General features: G+C 70.1%; 15 protein-coding genes and 1 pseudogene. 11 read left to right on the top strand and 5 right to left on the bottom strand.

The features are described 5' to 3' along the window. Window positions 1-31 precede the first annotated feature (31 nt). On the bottom strand, window positions 32-172 hold the full coding sequence (locus NCC78_RS00370; RefSeq protein WP_250790991.1) for a hypothetical protein: 141 nt from the start codon (window positions 170-172) through the stop codon (window positions 32-34). Between the two features lie 216 nt (window positions 173-388). Here NCC78_RS00370 and NCC78_RS00375 point away from each other — a divergent pair, with 216 nt between their 5' ends. Beyond that, window positions 389-955 (top strand): hypothetical protein, encoded by a 567-nt coding sequence (locus NCC78_RS00375; RefSeq protein WP_250790992.1) that lies wholly within the window; start codon window positions 389-391, stop codon window positions 953-955. Between the two features lie 129 nt (window positions 956-1084). Here NCC78_RS00375 and NCC78_RS00380 read toward each other — a convergent pair whose 3' ends face one another. Next, the gene (locus NCC78_RS00380; RefSeq protein WP_250790993.1) at window positions 1085-1516 is read right to left on the bottom strand and encodes a hypothetical protein; all 432 of its coding nucleotides are present in this window, start codon (window positions 1514-1516) and stop codon (window positions 1085-1087) included. A 421-nt stretch (window positions 1517-1937) separates the two neighbouring features. Beyond that, window positions 1938-2453 (bottom strand): DivIVA domain-containing protein, encoded by a 516-nt coding sequence (locus NCC78_RS32310; RefSeq protein WP_372495018.1) that lies wholly within the window; start codon window positions 2451-2453, stop codon window positions 1938-1940. 211 nt (window positions 2454-2664) lie between these two features. Between NCC78_RS32310 and NCC78_RS31900 the strand changes: the two genes are divergently transcribed. Both NCC78_RS31900 and NCC78_RS00390 read left to right on the top strand, forming a co-directional pair. Then, window positions 2665-2790 carry a hypothetical protein gene (locus NCC78_RS31900; RefSeq protein ID WP_284706190.1) on the top strand — a complete coding sequence of 42 codons (126 nt, stop codon included), beginning with the start codon at window positions 2665-2667 and terminating at the stop codon, window positions 2788-2790. Window positions 2791-3011: 221 nt separating this feature from the next. Next, on the top strand, window positions 3012-5234 hold the full coding sequence (locus NCC78_RS00390) for a YncE family protein (RefSeq protein WP_250790994.1): 2223 nt from the start codon (window positions 3012-3014) through the stop codon (window positions 5232-5234). A gap of 114 nt (window positions 5235-5348) precedes the next feature. Here the strand turns inward: NCC78_RS00390 and NCC78_RS00395 are convergent, their stop codons facing one another. Then, complete coding sequence (locus tag NCC78_RS00395) at window positions 5349-5972, bottom strand: nitroreductase family deazaflavin-dependent oxidoreductase (protein WP_284706191.1); 624 nt, start codon at window positions 5970-5972, stop codon at window positions 5349-5351. Window positions 5973-5993: 21 nt separating this feature from the next. Then, entirely contained in the window at window positions 5994-6119 is a 126-nt protein-coding gene (locus NCC78_RS31905) for a winged helix DNA-binding protein (protein WP_284706192.1), read from the bottom strand. Between the two features lie 39 nt (window positions 6120-6158). Here NCC78_RS31905 and NCC78_RS00400 point away from each other — a divergent pair, with 39 nt between their 5' ends. From NCC78_RS00400 to NCC78_RS00435, 8 genes and pseudogenes are all read left to right on the top strand, one after another. Further along, window positions 6159-6842, top strand: coding sequence for an MFS transporter (locus NCC78_RS00400; RefSeq protein ID WP_250790995.1), 684 nt, complete (start codon window positions 6159-6161; stop codon window positions 6840-6842). After that, window positions 6736-7335: an MFS transporter gene (locus tag NCC78_RS00405; protein WP_250790996.1), complete on the top strand. Its 600-nt coding sequence runs from the start codon at window positions 6736-6738 to the stop codon at window positions 7333-7335. Before NCC78_RS00400 ends, NCC78_RS00405 begins: the two co-directional genes overlap by 107 nt. A gap of 150 nt (window positions 7336-7485) precedes the next feature. After that, the gene (locus NCC78_RS00410; protein WP_250790997.1) at window positions 7486-8688 is read left to right on the top strand and encodes a chitosanase; all 1203 of its coding nucleotides are present in this window, start codon (window positions 7486-7488) and stop codon (window positions 8686-8688) included. A 156-nt stretch (window positions 8689-8844) separates the two neighbouring features. Beyond that, entirely contained in the window at window positions 8845-10740 is a 1896-nt protein-coding gene (locus NCC78_RS00415) for an ABC transporter ATP-binding protein (protein WP_250790998.1), read from the top strand. 304 nt (window positions 10741-11044) lie between these two features. Further along, window positions 11045-11587 (top strand): SMI1/KNR4 family protein, encoded by a 543-nt coding sequence (locus NCC78_RS00420; RefSeq protein WP_250790999.1) that lies wholly within the window; start codon window positions 11045-11047, stop codon window positions 11585-11587. A gap of 99 nt (window positions 11588-11686) precedes the next feature. After that, window positions 11687-12016 (top strand): annotated as a pseudogene (locus tag NCC78_RS00425) (transposase); the annotation flags it as partial. A 302-nt stretch (window positions 12017-12318) separates the two neighbouring features. Beyond that, the gene (locus NCC78_RS00430) at window positions 12319-13650 is read left to right on the top strand and encodes an SWIM zinc finger family protein (RefSeq protein WP_250791000.1); all 1332 of its coding nucleotides are present in this window, start codon (window positions 12319-12321) and stop codon (window positions 13648-13650) included. After that, on the top strand, window positions 13647-15427 hold a 1781-nt coding region (locus tag NCC78_RS00435), incomplete at its 3' end, for a DUF6493 family protein (protein WP_250791001.1). The genes NCC78_RS00430 and NCC78_RS00435, both read left to right, overlap by 4 nt.

The following is a 15427-nucleotide window of genomic DNA, read 5'->3' on the forward strand; positions in this document are numbered from 1 at the left end:
CCAGGTGCCCTTCGAAGCTGTCGAGGAACCATCATGCCCCGTCCGCAGACTCAAGGAACACGTCGCCGAACAGCGAGGTGAACCGCGGAGCCTTACCGTCGAGATCCAGCCAGGTCCATGACTCCAGCGCCCGAGCGTATTGCTGCTCGCTGAACTGCTTGGTGAGTTCCATCGCGCCATTGGATCTTGTATCCGCTCACGTTGCCCCGTTAGCACAACAGCGACATCCGGAACTGCCGAGAGCCGTGCGCCACGTGAAGCAACAAGGGAGCGACGCCGATGGAAACGAGCTCAGGTTCATGTTGGTAGATAGCCGAGGAAACTGCAAGATCTGGGGACTCATACTAGCGGTGAAGACATGCGGCTGACGGGTAGGACGAGATCAACGGTGAGTGAGCACAGCGTGACTGCGGTCCGGCTGGACAGCGCCTCGTCGGCGGAGCGCGAGAAGATCATCGTCGGCGTGCAGGACCTCCTGCTTGCCCGCGGAGTGATTCTCCCCAACGACCGTCGTGATGCGTTATGGCAGCCAAGCGAGTGGAAGCCAGGTCCGGCCGCGCGTATGGCAGTCGTCGAGCCGGTCGACTGGTTTGACGCCTTCCTCCATACGGCTAACAACGGCGTCGACATCTGTGGCGATCGCGATGTCTACCACCCTGCGGAAAACGATGAGGCACCGCGATGCCCTCATTGCGCGGCCGGCGTACCGACGGTCTACACCGACTCCTATGGCGATTGGCTGGAGGAGTGGTTGACCGCCGGCCGAGAGCCGCTGTTCACGTGCGACCGGTGCGGCTGGAGCGGGTTGGTGGGTGACTGGACCGGTCAGTTCAGCGTACTCATCGGCGGTCCCGCCGTGACGTTCCACAACTGGCCGCCGCTATTACCCGCGTTCACCACAGACATCCGCACCGCTCTTGGCGGTCGTACCGGCATCGTTGTCAGCCACTGGTGAGGTAGCTCCGACGCCCCCTTGCCGGACCGGGAACCGCGCGCATCTGCGCCGATCGGGCGTCAGGGGCCGCAACTGCGAGACCGACAAGTCAGCCGACCGCTCGTGCCGACGAGCGGATGTCCAGGGCCGTTACTGACAACGTTCAAAACTCGCTGCGATAACCTCCGCAGCTTCGCGAGTCTGTGTCGAGTGCGCCAAGAGCGCCTGGGCCGTCAAGACCAAGACCCGGTCCGAGTCGTACGGGATCGTCCAGTGCCCCTGCCACCATGGCTCTTCGTCGTGCTGATAGCCCAACTCGATCAATCTGGAGCCGTCGTCGGCCACGCGCTGATCCAGAACCGTCTGCCCAGCGGCGACAAGGGCGTGCGGATCTACCAGTCGTTCCTTCGCTACCGGGCCTTGAGGGAAGATGGTCGCCTCGCCCGGTCCGTGCAGGTAGAACGGCGTGCCGTCGCCTTGGTCCTGAGGTGACTCAACGGTGAACTGAGTGGGCCAGCGCAGACGGAAGGCAGACGTCTCGACGAACCAGCAGGGATGGCTCGGCCCATCTGCAACGTCCACGACGTCTCTACCGTCGGGGAGTTGATTTGGCTGGACTACCACGTGCACGGAACCGGAGGCAGTCCAGCGAGTAACCCGTACGGCGTCCGAGCCGGCCTGGTGTCGCTCGAACGTGTACGGCCAGTGCGGTGTCAGCGCTATTCCGTAGCCGGCCAACCGGGCGAGGACATGTCCCACGGTGTCGCAGCGTAGCTGATCATCGTACGAGCCTTGCCCGCCGAGACCGGGTGCACGCTTCTGCCGCCGACAGCGCGTACGAGACGATCGGATCTAGCCGATGAGAGGGGGCGCCGCTGGTCCGGTCTGGACAGCTCCAGAAACCCTCGGAGTGCATCCTTCATGGTGTTCATCGTCCGGCTGCGCCGGTCGGTCTTTCGCGGATCGCCTGACAATCGAGATCCGCCCGGCGGCTCCGCTTTCGTCAGGCATGAGGACTCGGATCTTCGTCGGGTGACGGCGCCCGGGCGGGCGGTACCGGAGACAGATCCCGGCGGATGCCGGTGATCCCGGCCGCCTGTTCGTGCGCCCGGTTCAGGATCGCCTCCGCCTCCCGTCGGGCGGCGGTCACGATCCCCTCGGCTTCGAGCCGCGCCTCGGCGCGGTGGTTGTCGGCCTGCTCCTCCGCGAGTCTGAGGATCTGTTCTACCCGGGTGCCCAGGCCGCTGAGGGTTGGCCGCTGCCGGTTCCGCCGTCGTCGTTCCGCGACGGCCGCGGTTCGTGTGGTCGTCCGGTCGCCTGCCACCCCGGCATCCTCGTCGCGGTCGACCAGGCCGTCCCCGACGAGATCGGATTCCGTCGTACCGGCCAGGGAGAGCGCGACGCCGAGCGCGGCGATCGCGACGCCGGACCAGACGGCGGCCGGCCCGAGGGATGGACCGACCGTGGCGCCGACGCCGAGCCCGAAAAGGACGGCGGCAGTCTTAGCCGGCTTGCGCATAGGTCCTCCTCGGGTGGTGCCGGTGTGGGGCTTCCGGTTCCAGCATGACGAACGAGTCAACCCGGGCTGATTCCCGACGGCGAAAGGTCCCGGCGGTGCCCGGTCGGCTCGCACGCCACCGTCACCCCCGACCAGTTCCGCAAGCTGGTCCGCCTGGTCGCCGAGCGCGGTGGTGACGCCATCGCCGGCGGGCGGCCGCCGTGATGGCCACGTGCGCGTCGAGGATCGTGGTGACAGCTGCCTCGACGTCGGGGAGGGGCAACTGCTGGAACCGGGCAAGTGCGGCCCGGCCGCAGCTGGACGAGGGAGCATCGCGGCGAACTACTTCGGACGGTGATCCGTCGCGAGGTGGGGAAGCCGGTCGGGAGTAATAGAACCAACGCCCGGAGCGCCTAACGAAGGACGCGAACACTGGTTCAGCCGGCTCATGCGGTCGGCCCTGACTCGGTCCTAATAGGAGGACGTGTGCACTTATCTCATCGGTTGGCGGTACGCGATTCGGCGGCTGGACCATCGGCCAGGCGTCGCGCGCGCACGGCCCTCACCCTCGCCAGCGCCTTGACCCTCGTCGCGGGCATGGTCGTCGCGCAGGCGCCATCGGCGTCAGCGGCCGACTCCACGGCGTACCTCGAGGGTGTAATCGGAGTCGGAGATGTGGCCGCGGGCGGCGGCAAGGTCTTCGTCGCGGCGCTCGATCGCATCGTGGTCGCGGACTCCATCGGCACCCCCACCGGTGCGATCACCGGCCTGTCGGGCGCGCTCGGGCTGGCCGTAACACCGGACGGCGGCCGGCTGTACGCGGCGCTCAGCGGTTCGAACGAGCTGGCCGAGATCGACACTGCCGCCCTCACCGTCACCCGGCGGATCAACCTGGCCGCGTACCCGTGCCCGTCGAACCTGTCGCTGTCTGGCGATCGGCTGTGGGTGGGTTACGGCTGTGACGGAACCTGGAGTGGCGGCATCCTCAGCCTCGACCTGTCGGCACCGGCATCGGAGCCGGTCCGGGTGCCGAGCAGCAGCATGTACGGAGCTCCCGTGGTCGCTGCCGGGGGTGCCAAGCTGGTCGCCGGCGAGTCGGGGATCAGCCCGGGCAGCCTGCGGGTGTACGACGTGAGTGCGGGCACCGCGACGCTGCGCGGCGAGATCAGCGGCCACACCCACTCGCTCTACAACCTGATCGACCTGGCCATCACGCCGGACGGTTCGACGGCCATCTCGGCGTTCGGCTCCCCGTACCGGTACGACGGCTGGGACACCACGAGCCTGACCAAGGTCCGTAGCTACGGTTCGGAGTCCCCGTTCCCGGGCTACCCGTACGCGGTGGCGGTCAGCCCGGACGGTCTCCACGTCGCGGGCGGCCGCGACTCCGGTCCGCGTGTTTCGGTGTTCAACGCGGCGACGGGGGCCAAGACTTACACGGATGACAACCGGACGGGTGAAATCGTCCGGCGGGCCGTCACCTTCTCCGGCAGCGATGTCTTCGCGGTGCTGCGGAACCCCTCGACCAACCAGTTCCACCTGTGGCGGCTGCACGGCGCCACTCTCCCGGGGTCCACGCTGACCCTGTCGGCTCCCGCCGCCGGGACCGCGCTCGAGCCGCTCACCGTGACCGGCCGGCTCACGCTGGCCGACGGATCCGCTCCGGGCGCACAGCCGCTCGTGGTGACCCGCCGAATGCCCGACGGTAGCCGGGCGACGATCGACGGCGTGACCACTGCGGCGGACGGAACGTTCACGATCACCGACACGCCGCCGGTCAGCGGATCCTACGGCTACGACGTGCTCTGGGACGGTAGCTCCGCCTATCGATGGGGCACGGCGTCGGTGACCGTCACCGTCGCCAAACACCCGTCGGCGCTGAACCTGTCGGGGTCGACCGTGATCGCGGCGGGCGAGCCGGTCCGGATCACCGGCGCACTGGACCTCGGCGACCAGGCGCCGAAGGCGCCCACCACGGTCACGGTGGCCCGGACGGTGGCCAACAACTACGGGACCACCACCACGCAGCTGGCCCCGGTCACCACCGGCGCCGACGGTACCTTCGCCATCAGCGACGCGACGGAGCAGGGCGGGCAGTACACGTACACAGTCGCCTGGGCCGGTGACGCCACCTACCTCCCGGCGCGGGCGAGCCACGTCGTCGCCGTGTCGTCGACCGTCTCGCGGATCACGGGCAGCATGGAGCAGCCGGCGTATGTCGACGTGGCGTACCGGGTCACCGGCCGGGTCACCTTCGAGGTTGGCCAGTGCACCGGTCCGCTCACGCTGCACGTCACCCGTACGGTGGGCACCGGGCCGACGAAGAGCCTGCGCGACCTGACGACCGACGCGACGTGTGGCTTCACGCTCGAGGACACGCAGGCCTCGGATGCTGACATGGCGTACATGATCACCTGGGACGGTGACTCGACGCACCGGGGCGGCACGGCCACCGCCAAGGGGAGCGTGCGGAAGCAGCCAACCTCCATCTCCGCCACCGGGGGGGTCAACTCGAGCGACTGGCCCTACAAGGTCTCCGTCATGGGCTCGTTGACTGGGGACGCCACCGGTCCGCTCAACGCCGTACTGCCGCTGACCGTTGTCCGCACGAACCCGGACGGGTCGACGACCGCCATCCGTGATATCACCACCGAGAAGGACGGCACCTTCAAGTTCGTTGACGCGCCGACCAGCGAACGGTCCGTGTACGCGCAGTACCGCTACCAGATCTCCTGGTCCGGCAACACCGCCTACACCGGGTCGAGCGCAGGCGTGACGGTCACGCTCAGCACGGCCGGCTGAACCGGAGGGTGGGGATGTGCGCTCAGGTCAACACCCGAGCAAACATCCCCGCCCCTCGTTCACGCTGGCCGCAATCCATCGCCCGATACTCCACCGAGTCAGCGACCAACAGCACTAGCGCTCGTTGCCGTTACCGGCTGGTGTGTCCCCGTTTAGGGGTTCGAGCACGAGGACCGGGATCTGGCGGTCGGTCTTGCGCTGGTAGTCGGCAAAGTCGGGGTAGGCGTCCACCGCTCGGCGCCACCAGAGAGCCTTCTCGTTCCCGAACACCTCGCGGGCACGGTACTGCCGGGTCACCACGCCGTCCTGAAGCTCGATGATCGGCTCGGCGACCAGGCTGGCGTACCACTGCGGGTTGGTCGGCGCGCCGCCCTTGGACGCGACAGCCGCGAAGCGCCCCTCGTGCTCGACACGCATCACCGGCGTCTTGCGAACCTTGCCGGTCTTGGCGCCCCGATAGGTCAACAGCACGGTGGGCAGGCCGCTGATCGTGACGCCGTCGGTCGTGCCGGTAAGCATGATCTGCTCGACGTGCTCGCGGACCCACGCCGACGCGCTCGGTTCGTAATCGCCGGTCAACGCCACGCCCTGATCAACGTGCCCGACCCGTCGCGATTCCGTGGCTGGACCGTGCCGGCGGCCGTGTGGGTGGCCGGGGCGCCTGGTATCCACGTTGCCGGTCATGGTCTGGAGGATGCCGGGCAGTTCTGCCACGGTCTGGGCGGCCAGACCGGTCACGGTTTCCTCCGCCAGGGCGCGCTATAGCTGCTTGACCTGGTCGGCTAGAGCTTTGCCGCTATCGGTGAGTTCGACGATGCTGGCGCGCTTGTCGGAGGGGGCGGGTTTACGGCGGATGTGGCCAATGGCTTCGAGCTTGCGGGTCATGAGCGTGACGCTGGGCGGCTCGCAGCCGAGCGCCGCCGGATGCTGGTCGCCGGGCTGTTCCTGTTCTCCGCCTCGAGTCTGGTCGGCGGCCTGGCAACCGCTCTGGAGAGCCTGGTGGGGGCCCGCGTCGCGCAGGGCGTCGGCGCCGCGATGCTGGCCCCGGCGACGCTGGCCGTGATCAACACCTACTTCACCGAGCCGCAGGCGCGCGCCCGGGCGTTCGGCGCATGGTCCGCCTCGGGCGGTGTGGGCGGGATGGCCGGCGCGCTCGCCGGCGGCGCCATCACCACCGGGCTGTCGTGGCGGTGGGTCTTCCTCATCAATGTACCGATCGGCGCCGTGCTGATCGTACTGGCCATGATGTCGCTGGTCGGCACGCGAGCCAACCGGCGGGAATCGCTCGACCTCACTGGCGCGGTCACGGGAACAGCTGGACTGGCCGCGCTGATCTACGGGGTCATGCAAAGCGCCGACCACGGCTGGACGTCCGTACGGGTCCTCGGGCCAGCCGGGACGGGCCTGCTCCTGCTCGTCATCTTCACAACGGGCTGCCGTGGTGGAGGCACGTTTCGCCACCCGACCGATGATGCCCCTGCGGCTGTTCAGAATCCGGACCGTGGTTGTCAGCAACGGCATGCTGCTGCTGTTCGGCGGCATCGCCATTGCGATGTGGTACTTCACGTCGCTATTCATGCAAAACGCACTCGGCTACAGCGCACTTGAAGCCGGGCTCGGACAGACGCCCGCGGCGGTGACGTTCGTGGTGATCGCGCGATTCGCCGCCAACCTGCTGCCCCGAACCGGCGTACGCCCTCTGGTACTGGCCGGCTGCGCCTGCTTCCTGGTCGGCTTCGGCTGGCTCGCCCAGGCCCACACCGACAGCGATTACGTCACCAGCGTGCTCGGACCCACGCTGCTCATCGCCGTCGGCATCGGGCTGACCTTCCCCACCCTCATGGCCGCGGCCACCGCTGACGTTCCCGAGGGCGACGCGGGGATTATCGGCGGCCTGGCCAACACCGCGACTCAGGTAGGCGGGTCGGTAGGCCTGGCGGTGCTCGCGACCGCCGCCAGCGCCAGAACCGCGATGCAGGCCGGTGTGAGTTCCCCGGCGGCCCTCGCCGCCGGCTACGACCTGGTCTTCCTCACGGCGGCCGGGCTCGGCCTGGCCATCGCGGTAACCAGCGTGCTGCTGCCACGGCACCGGCGCGGCTGACCACCGGTGTCGCCGCGTGCTTGACAGTTGATCGACGTACTGCTATCTGTTAACACAGTTTCCTGATGCTTGCGGCGCCCACCGGGACGGATCCGCCGCACCGGGCCACCGACCGGCCCCTCAGCACGCCGCCCCTTCCCGAGGAGCACCATGGTTCGCAAGAGAAGAGCTGCCTACATCGTGGGCGCCCTGCTGATCGGCGTCGCGGCGGTCGGCTACGGCCTGCCGTCGGCCAGCGCCGCGACCGCGGGCCCGATCACCGGCCTTGCCGGCAAGTGCGTCGACGTCGCCGGCGCCAACCCGGCCAACGGCACGCCGGTCCAGCTCTACGACTGCAACGGCAGCGCCGCCCAGACGTGGACGGTCGGCAATGCCGACAACTCCATCCGGGCACTCGGCAAGTGCCTTGACGTCACCGCCGCGTCGACCGCCAACGGCGCCAAGGTGCAGCTGTACGACTGCAACAACACCGGCGCCCAGAAGTGGACGGCCAGCAGCGGTGCGCTCGTCAACTCCGGCTCGGGCAAGTGCCTCGACGTCACCGACCGGAGCACGGTCAACGGCGCCCGGTTGCAGATCTGGAGCTGCGCGGGCACCCCAAACCAGCAGTGGACCCTGCCCGGTGGGGGCACGCCCACCCCCACCACCCCGGCGGGGGCCAACCTCGACGACCCGGCGAAGAAGGACGTCGCCATGCAGCTCGTCTCGGCGGCGGAGAACTCCTCGCTCGACTGGCGCGCGCAGTTTTCCTACATCGAGGACATCGGCGACGGGCGCGGCTACACCGCCGGCATCATCGGCTTCTGCTCCGGCACCGGCGACATGCTGCAACTTGTCGAGGCGTACACGCGCACCAAGCCGGGCAACGTGCTGGCCGCGTACCTGCCGGCGCTGCGCGCCGTCAACGGCAGCGACTCGCACGCCGGCCTCGATCCCAACTTCCCCCGCGACTGGCGGGCCGCGGCCACCGACCCGTTGTTCCGGGCCGCGCAGGAGGCCGAGCGGGACCGGGTGTACTTCAACCCGTCGGTACGCGACGGCAAGGCCGACCAGGTCCGCGCGCTCGGTCAGTTCGCCTACTACGACGCCGCGGTGATGCACGGGTACGAGGGCATGCGGGCAATCCACAATCGCGCTCTCGCCCGGGCGAAGCCTCCGGCTCAGGGCGGCGACGAGCGGGCCTGGCTCAACGCCTTCCTCGACGAGCGGGTCATCGAGATGAAGAAGGAGGCGGCCCACTCGGACACGTCCCGCGTCGACACGGCCCAGCGGGTCTTTCTCAACAACGGCAACTTCGACCTGAACACGCCACTGGTGTTCGCCGTCTACGGCGACCAGTACCGCATCGGCTAGGTGCCTGCGGATTTGATGGCGACGGCCGCCGCGGCCTGCTCGGCCTGCTGCCGGATGGTCGGGTAGGGCCGGCCGGCGCCAACGCCACCCGCCTCCCGCGCGCCGGCTTGACCTCAACCTCACACGAGGTTCTAGCCTGCTTCCCGGAGGTACGGCATGAGCATGGAAGTTACCGCGTGGATGTCCCTGCACCACGCGATGAACGCGCAGGACGAACGACCACTGTCGCGGGCGACGTTGAAGCGCATCGCGCGGTTCGCGCGGCCGCACCGTACCTTGATCATCAGGTTCCTGCTGTTGAGCGTGGTGACAGCGGTCCTCACGGTGGCGGCACCGGTGCTCGCCGGTCGGGTGGTCGACGCCATCGTCGACGGTGCCGACAGCGGCATCGTGATCCGCCTGGCGGTGCTGATCGCCGTGATTGCCCTGGCCGAGGCCGGCCTGGGTCTGGTGACGCGGTTCCTGTCAGCAAGCATCGGTGAGGGACTCATCGTCCAGCTGCGGACGGCCGTCTTCGACCACGTCCAGCGCATGCCGGTGGCGTTCTTCACCCGGACCCGCACGGGCGCGCTGGTCAGCCGCTTGAACAACGACGTCATCGGCGCGCAGCGGGCCTTCAGCGGCACCCTGTCGAGTGTGGTCGGCAACGCCGTCACACTGATCCTGACCCTGGCGGTCATGCTGAGCTTCTCGTGGCAGATCACGCTGCTGGCGCTGGTGCTGCTGCCCATCTTCGTCCTCCCGGCCCGCCGGATGGGTTCGAGGCTCGCCCAGTTGCAGCGCGAAGCGGCCGAGCACAACGCGGCCATGAGCACCCGGATGACCGAACGCTTCTCCGCACCCGGAGCGACACTGGTCAAGCTGTACGGGCGTCCGGCCGAGGAGTCGGCCGAGTTCGCGGCCCGGGCACGACGTGTTCGCGACATCGGCATCCGCGCCGCCATGCTCCAGTGGGTCTTCATCACCGCACTCACCGTCGTCGGCTCGCTGGCGTTGGCCCTGGTCTACGGGCTGGGTGGTCTCTACGCCCTGCGGGGCAGCCTCGACGCCGGCACCGTGGTCGCGCTCGCGCTGCTCCTGTCGCGCCTCTATGCACCGTTGACGTCGCTGGCCAGCGCCCGGGTCGAGGTGATGAGCGCCCTGGTGAGCTTCGAGCGGGTGTTCGAGATCCTCGACCTCAAGCCGCTGATCCTCGACAAGCCCGACGCACGCCCGCTTCCCGACGGGCCGCTCGCCGTGGAGTTCGACGCGGTACGGTTCGGCTACCCGTCGGCTGACAAGGTGTCGCTCGCGTCCTTGGAGGATGTCGCGAAGCTCGATACGCGCGGCGGCGAGGAGGTGCTGCACGGCGTGTCCTTCCGCGCCGAGGCGGGGCAGATGGTCGCCCTGGTCGGGTCCTCCGGAGCAGGCAAGTCCACCATCGCCCAGCTCGTGCCGCGCCTGTACGACGTCGAGGATGGCGCGGTGAAGCTCGCCGACGTCGACGTACGCGACCTGTCGGCCGAGTCGATCCGGACGGCACTCGGCGTGGTGACCCAGGACGGGCATCTGTTTCACGAGAGCATCCGCGCCAACCTGGCGATCGCCCGGCCGGGCGCGACCGAAGACGAGATGTGGGACGTGCTGCGGCGGAGCCGACTCGACACCCTGATCCGCTCACTCCCGGATGGGCTCGACACCATCGTCGGTGAACGTGGGTACCGCCTGTCGGGCGGCGAACGGCAACGGCTCACCATCGCGCGGCTCCTGCTGGCCCGTCCCCGTGTGGTCATCCTCGACGAGGCCACGGCGCATCTCGACTCCACTTCGGAAGCCGCAGTGCAGGACGCCCTCGCCGAGGCCCTGGCCGGTCGGACGAGTGTGGTCATCGCGCACCGGCTCTCCACCATCCGCGCGGCCGACCAGATCCTCGTCATCGAGGACGGACGCGTCATCGAACGCGGGCGACACAACGACCTGCTCGCCGCTGGCGGCCGGTACCAGGAGTTGTACCGCACCCAGTTCGACCAGGAAGGGCCGCCGGTCCCGAAGGAGCGGGTCGCGACCGTCTGAAGGACGTCTTCGTGCCGCCGCCCGCCACGGTCCACCCGTGGTAGGCGACGGCCAAGCCGGGGTCCGTCGTCGTCGCCGGATTTGTCGTCGTCATCACGGTGCAGTCCGCCTTGCCGGCTGGGCCAACACCGCCAGCGCGCCGCGCCCACACCACCGCCGCAAGTCGCTCCCACACTCCACGGCATTCCCATACCGGACAATCCCGGAACACTCCGGGTCCTGGCATCACCATGTCCGCCTACACCGACGACGGAGTATCGTTCGCGAACGTTGTGGTCGAGAACAGCACGGATTGGCAGACGACATGCTGGGGGTCGAAGAGCTGGAGGCCGCGCTTCCCGCGATGACGCCGTGGCGTGTGGCTGGGGGGCGCAGCGTGGACTGGGTTGTCCTTGAGGCGGCCCTCGGGACGGCGCTGCCCTCGGACTTCCGCTCTCTGGCGGAGGCGTACCCGGTGCTGGTCATCGACGACTTCCTCATGGTGTCCGCTCCGACGCCCGGTACCGAGGCGTTGTGGGGATCCGAAAGCCGGGAGGACGAGATCCTGCAGGATCTGTACGAGATGGGCGACACCGAGGACTACGTTCCCTTCCCGCAGCCGGGAGGCCTGATCGAATGGGCGGCGTCCAATTCGGGGGACTCCTTCTACTGGCGGACGAGTCCCGCGGACCCGGACGCTTGGCCGGTGGTCGTCCGCGGAGACAACGGCGACTGGTCGGAGTTCCCGGTCGGTGCCGTCGAGTTCCTGGCCGGCGTGTACGGGCGCACCATCCACGTGCCGGGTATGCCCGGGGACTTCCCCAGTCAGAACCCGCAGGTGCTGGGCCTGAGCGACCGCATCGACTGATCGGCAACTGATCCGCAGGCACACTGTCTTGGTGGGTGACATGGCGGGCAGGCTGTCGCGCTCGTGTTGATCGATGTGATCGTGGGCTGGCGGACCGGTATGGATGATTTGCTGGCGCGGTTCGCGCACCGGTTCGGGCGTGCGGAACCACGCCGGCAGGCGCTGAGCTATCTGGTCGGGTTGCTGTCGCCCCTGGCGAGCAGGAACGGCTGGACTCTGGCCGAGGCCGCCGGCGATACGACGCCGGATCGGATGCAGCGGCTACTCAACCGGGCCGCGTGGGACCCGGGCGCTGTTCGCGACGATCTGTTCACCTAAGTGGCCGAGCACCTTGGGCGCGACGACGGGGTGCTGATCGTCGATGAGACCGGCTTCCTGAAGAAGGGGGTCAAGGCGGCCGGGGTGCAGCGGGGGATACGAGGAGATGCGCGCCCACCCCGACGCGCTGGCGATGATCCGGGACGAACTGCACCGGCTCGGTTGGCCGACAGACCAGGCCGACCAGATGGTGCGGCGGATGGACCGGACCGGCGAGCCGACGGGTGTACCTGTTCCGGTGCCTGCACTGCGGCGCGCACCTGGCCTCCTGGGACATCGGATGATCGACGGCGGCAGGGACAGGTCAGTGGCGCCGGTGCGTCGGTCGATGATGGTGCTGGGATGTCCGCAGAATTCTGGACACCCTGCTGCTGATCGGCACGATGTCGGTCGGCCGCTCTACGGTGTGCGTCGTGAACGCCGTCCAGACGTACCGATATCTCCAGCCGTCGGCCATGCGCGCCGGTGGCCTCGACCTGCAGACCTGCGGTGGCCCGGCGGCCAATCCGCGTTTCTTCTCCGGTTTTCTCACCACACCTGCGGCGGCGGCCGCTGGCCTGCTCGCCGTAGCCGAGGTGGCCCGTACCCGCTACCACCAGCCGGTCAGCCCGGCCAGCCTGGACCCGGTGGTGACCGGCAGCCGGGGCCGGCTGCGCTTTGAGTCATTCTCGGGCTGCTGCGGGGTGTACGCCCGGATGGACGTGGTTCCGGCCGGCTTCGACGGCGAGATCGTCGGTCACGGCACCACCAACGTCGACGTCAACCCGCCGCTGCGGGAGGCGCTCGCCCGGGTTGGTGGGATCGAGCCGCTGCACGTGGCTGTAGGCCCGGACGACCTCACGGTCTCCACGATGGAGGGTGCGGTGGTGGAGCGGAAGGTGCCGCTGCCGGGGCGCTGGTTGCGTGGCTTCGCCGAGGTGCACGTGCTCACGGCCGGGTTCGAACCGCGCGCCGAGATCCCCGCCGCCGAGGCCGCCGCGTTCCTGGGCCGGCTGCCCAAGGCCGGCGACCGATCGGTGCTCTGGGCGGTGCCGGCCGGGCGGACCCTCCGGCTGACCTCGCGGGCCGTGCCGGGGGCCGTCTGTCTGTCCGGCGCGGGGCGGCTCGCGGCGCTGCGCGGGCTGCTCCGGCACGCGCGCACCCTGCGGGTGTACGGGCCGGCGGTGCGCGCCGGTTCGCCGGCCGTGCCAAGCACCTGGGAGCTGGACACCGGGGCGCTGCGGCTGTCGCTGACACTGTCTCCCGAGCCGTACCGGGGGTTCTCCGGGGAGGGGGCCGCCCTGCTCTCGCTCGCCGGTGACGAAGTGATCGACGACGCGGAGCTGGTCGGCGCTCTGCTCGCCTGGGACCCGACGATCGACGTCGCCGCGCTGGCCGACGCGGCCGGCCTGCCCGACAACCGGGTCCGCGCCGCCCTGGCCCAGCTCGGCACCGCCGGACGGGTCGGCTACGACGTCGCCGAGGGTGCGTACTTCCACCGGGTGATGCCCTACGACGGGGGCCTGGCCGAGCGGGACAACCCCCGCCTGGTCGGCGCGCGGACGCTGGTGGAGCAGGGCGCGGTCCGCCTGGACGGGAAGCACGCCACCGTACGCAGCGGCGACGAGGAGTACCGGGTACGCCGCCAGCCCGACGGAAGCCTCACGTGTTCCTGTCAGTGGTGGGCGAAGCACCGAGGACAGCGCGGCCCGTGCAAGCACGCCCTCGCGGTGTCGATGGTGGCGCCGGCGGAGGTGGAGGTGTGACGGACTTCTTCGAGTCCCTGGTCCGCGGCGACGTCGCCGCCGTCCGGTCGGTGCTGCACGCGCTGGACGAGCCGGCCCGGCGGGCGCTCGGCGACGAGCTGATCGCCCACGTCCGGCGTCGGCGGGACAACTGGTGGTGGGGGAAGGAGGCGACCGCCCTGGCGGTGGCCGCCGTGGGCACGCTGAGCACCGCGACGAAGGCCGCGGCGCTGCTCGGCCGGCGGTCGGTCATGCTGCGGGACGCCGACCCCGAGCCGGTGGTCGCTGCGGCCCGGCAGCGGGGAGTGACGTGGCTGGCCGACCTGGCGTACCGGCTGGCCGACCGGCTGCGCCGCAGCGAACCGTGGGAGGGCTGGCACTTCACGGCCGGACTGCTGCTGGCGGAGAAGGTTCCACCGCCGACCGGGGACGCGTTCGTCGCCGGCTGGGCGTACGCGATGTGGTGGCAGCGACCCCAGGACCAGCAGCAGCAGCCGCCTCTGCTCGACCGGCTGCGCGCCGACCCGTTCCTGGACGCGCTGCTGCCCCGGTTGTTCGAGGTCGACGGGGTCGGCGCCGACCTGGCGTTCGGCGGCGACGGGCCTGCTGTGCCCCGCGCACTGGCCGCGCTGGCGACGGAGGGACGCCTCGACCGGGCGGCACTGCTGGACGGCGTCATCGGCCGGCTGCTGCGCGGCGACCGACCGGGCGCGCTGCGTCCGTTCCTCGCCCTGCACGAGCAGCTGGCACCCACCCCCGACGAAGTGGCGGCGCGGGCGAGCGCCTACCTGCGGCTGCTCGCCGACGGGCCGGGACCGGTGGCCGGCCTGGCGCAGCGGGCGCTGCGGGATTCGGCTGGCAACGTGGAGGTCGGGTCGCTGCTCGACGCCGCCCGGGTCGTGCTGGGCCGGCCAGAGAAGGCATTGGTGCGGGCGCAGCTGTCCTGGCTGGACCGGCTCGCCCGGCAGCGCCCCGAGCGGGGGGCAGAGATCGCGGAGGTCCTCGCCGTGGGCGCCGAGCACCCCGCTGCCGACCTGCGGGACCGGGCGGTGGCGCTGGCGCAGCGGCACGGTCATCGGCCGGTTGCCACGGTCAGGATCGCGGTGGCTGGTGACGAGCTGCCGCGGCCGCCGCAGCCGGCGGCCGCCCTCCCTCCGATCATCGAGGTGGACGAACTGGTTGAGGAGGTGTCCGGGCTGTTCGGTCGGCGCTGGTCCGCGCCGGCCGTGGAGCGGGTCCTCGACGGTCTGGTCCGGCTGGCCACCACCGAGCAGGACCGGCTGGCGGCCGCCCTGCTGCCGGTGCTGCGACGCGGGCAGGTGGGCGCCTACGACCACCCGTGGGCGGTGTTCAACCTGCCGGTCCAGCTGCACGGCGTCCTGCTGGCCGCCGCCGCGCCGGCCGAGGCGGCCACCCGCCGCGACCAGTGGTCCGGCATCCTCAGCCAGTCGCTGACCCGGAGGTTACGCCCATTCCGGGGCCGGCCGGCCGTCGAGCCGCCCCGCCAGTCCGCGCTCACGCTGGTGTACTGCGCCCGGCTGGCGGAGATCGGTCAGCGGTTGGACGGGCGGGAGGACGCGGGGCTGCTGGCGGCGCCCACCTCGGCCACCGGCGCCATCGAGCCGATCGCGCTCTACGAACGCCTGGCCGCTCTCGGTGACCGTCCGATCTGGCGGTGGGATCTCACCCAGGCGCTGCTGCGGCTGCCCGTCGGCGTGGACGAGGCGCTGGCGACCCGGGCCGAGGCGCTTCGCACCGCGGCCGGCGACGAGCTGGCCGGCTGGCTGCGCGGAGACAT

The organism is Micromonospora phytophila, assembly GCF_023656545.1.
Lineage (GTDB): Bacteria > Actinomycetota > Actinomycetes > Mycobacteriales > Micromonosporaceae > Micromonospora > Micromonospora phytophila.

Excerpts from the sequence above, each read along its gene's own strand:
- NCC78_RS00410 (WP_250790997.1), top strand. The coding sequence starts at position 7,486 with ATGGTTCGCAAGAGAAGAGCTGCCTACATCGTGGGCGCCCTGCTGATC.
- NCC78_RS32310 (WP_372495018.1), bottom strand. The coding sequence starts at position 2,453 with ATGCGCAAGCCGGCTAAGACTGCCGCCGTCCTTTTCGGGCTCGGCGTC.
- NCC78_RS31905 (WP_284706192.1), bottom strand. The coding sequence starts at position 6,119 with ATGACCCGCAAGCTCGAAGCCATTGGCCACATCCGCCGTAAACCCGCC.
- NCC78_RS00420 (WP_250790999.1), top strand. The coding sequence starts at position 11,045 with ATGCTGGGGGTCGAAGAGCTGGAGGCCGCGCTTCCCGCGATGACGCCG.
- NCC78_RS00400 (WP_250790995.1), top strand. The coding sequence starts at position 6,159 with ATGCTGGTCGCCGGGCTGTTCCTGTTCTCCGCCTCGAGTCTGGTCGGC.
- NCC78_RS00370 (WP_250790991.1), bottom strand. The coding sequence starts at position 172 with ATGGAACTCACCAAGCAGTTCAGCGAGCAGCAATACGCTCGGGCGCTG.
- NCC78_RS00415 (WP_250790998.1), top strand. The coding sequence starts at position 8,845 with ATGAGCATGGAAGTTACCGCGTGGATGTCCCTGCACCACGCGATGAAC.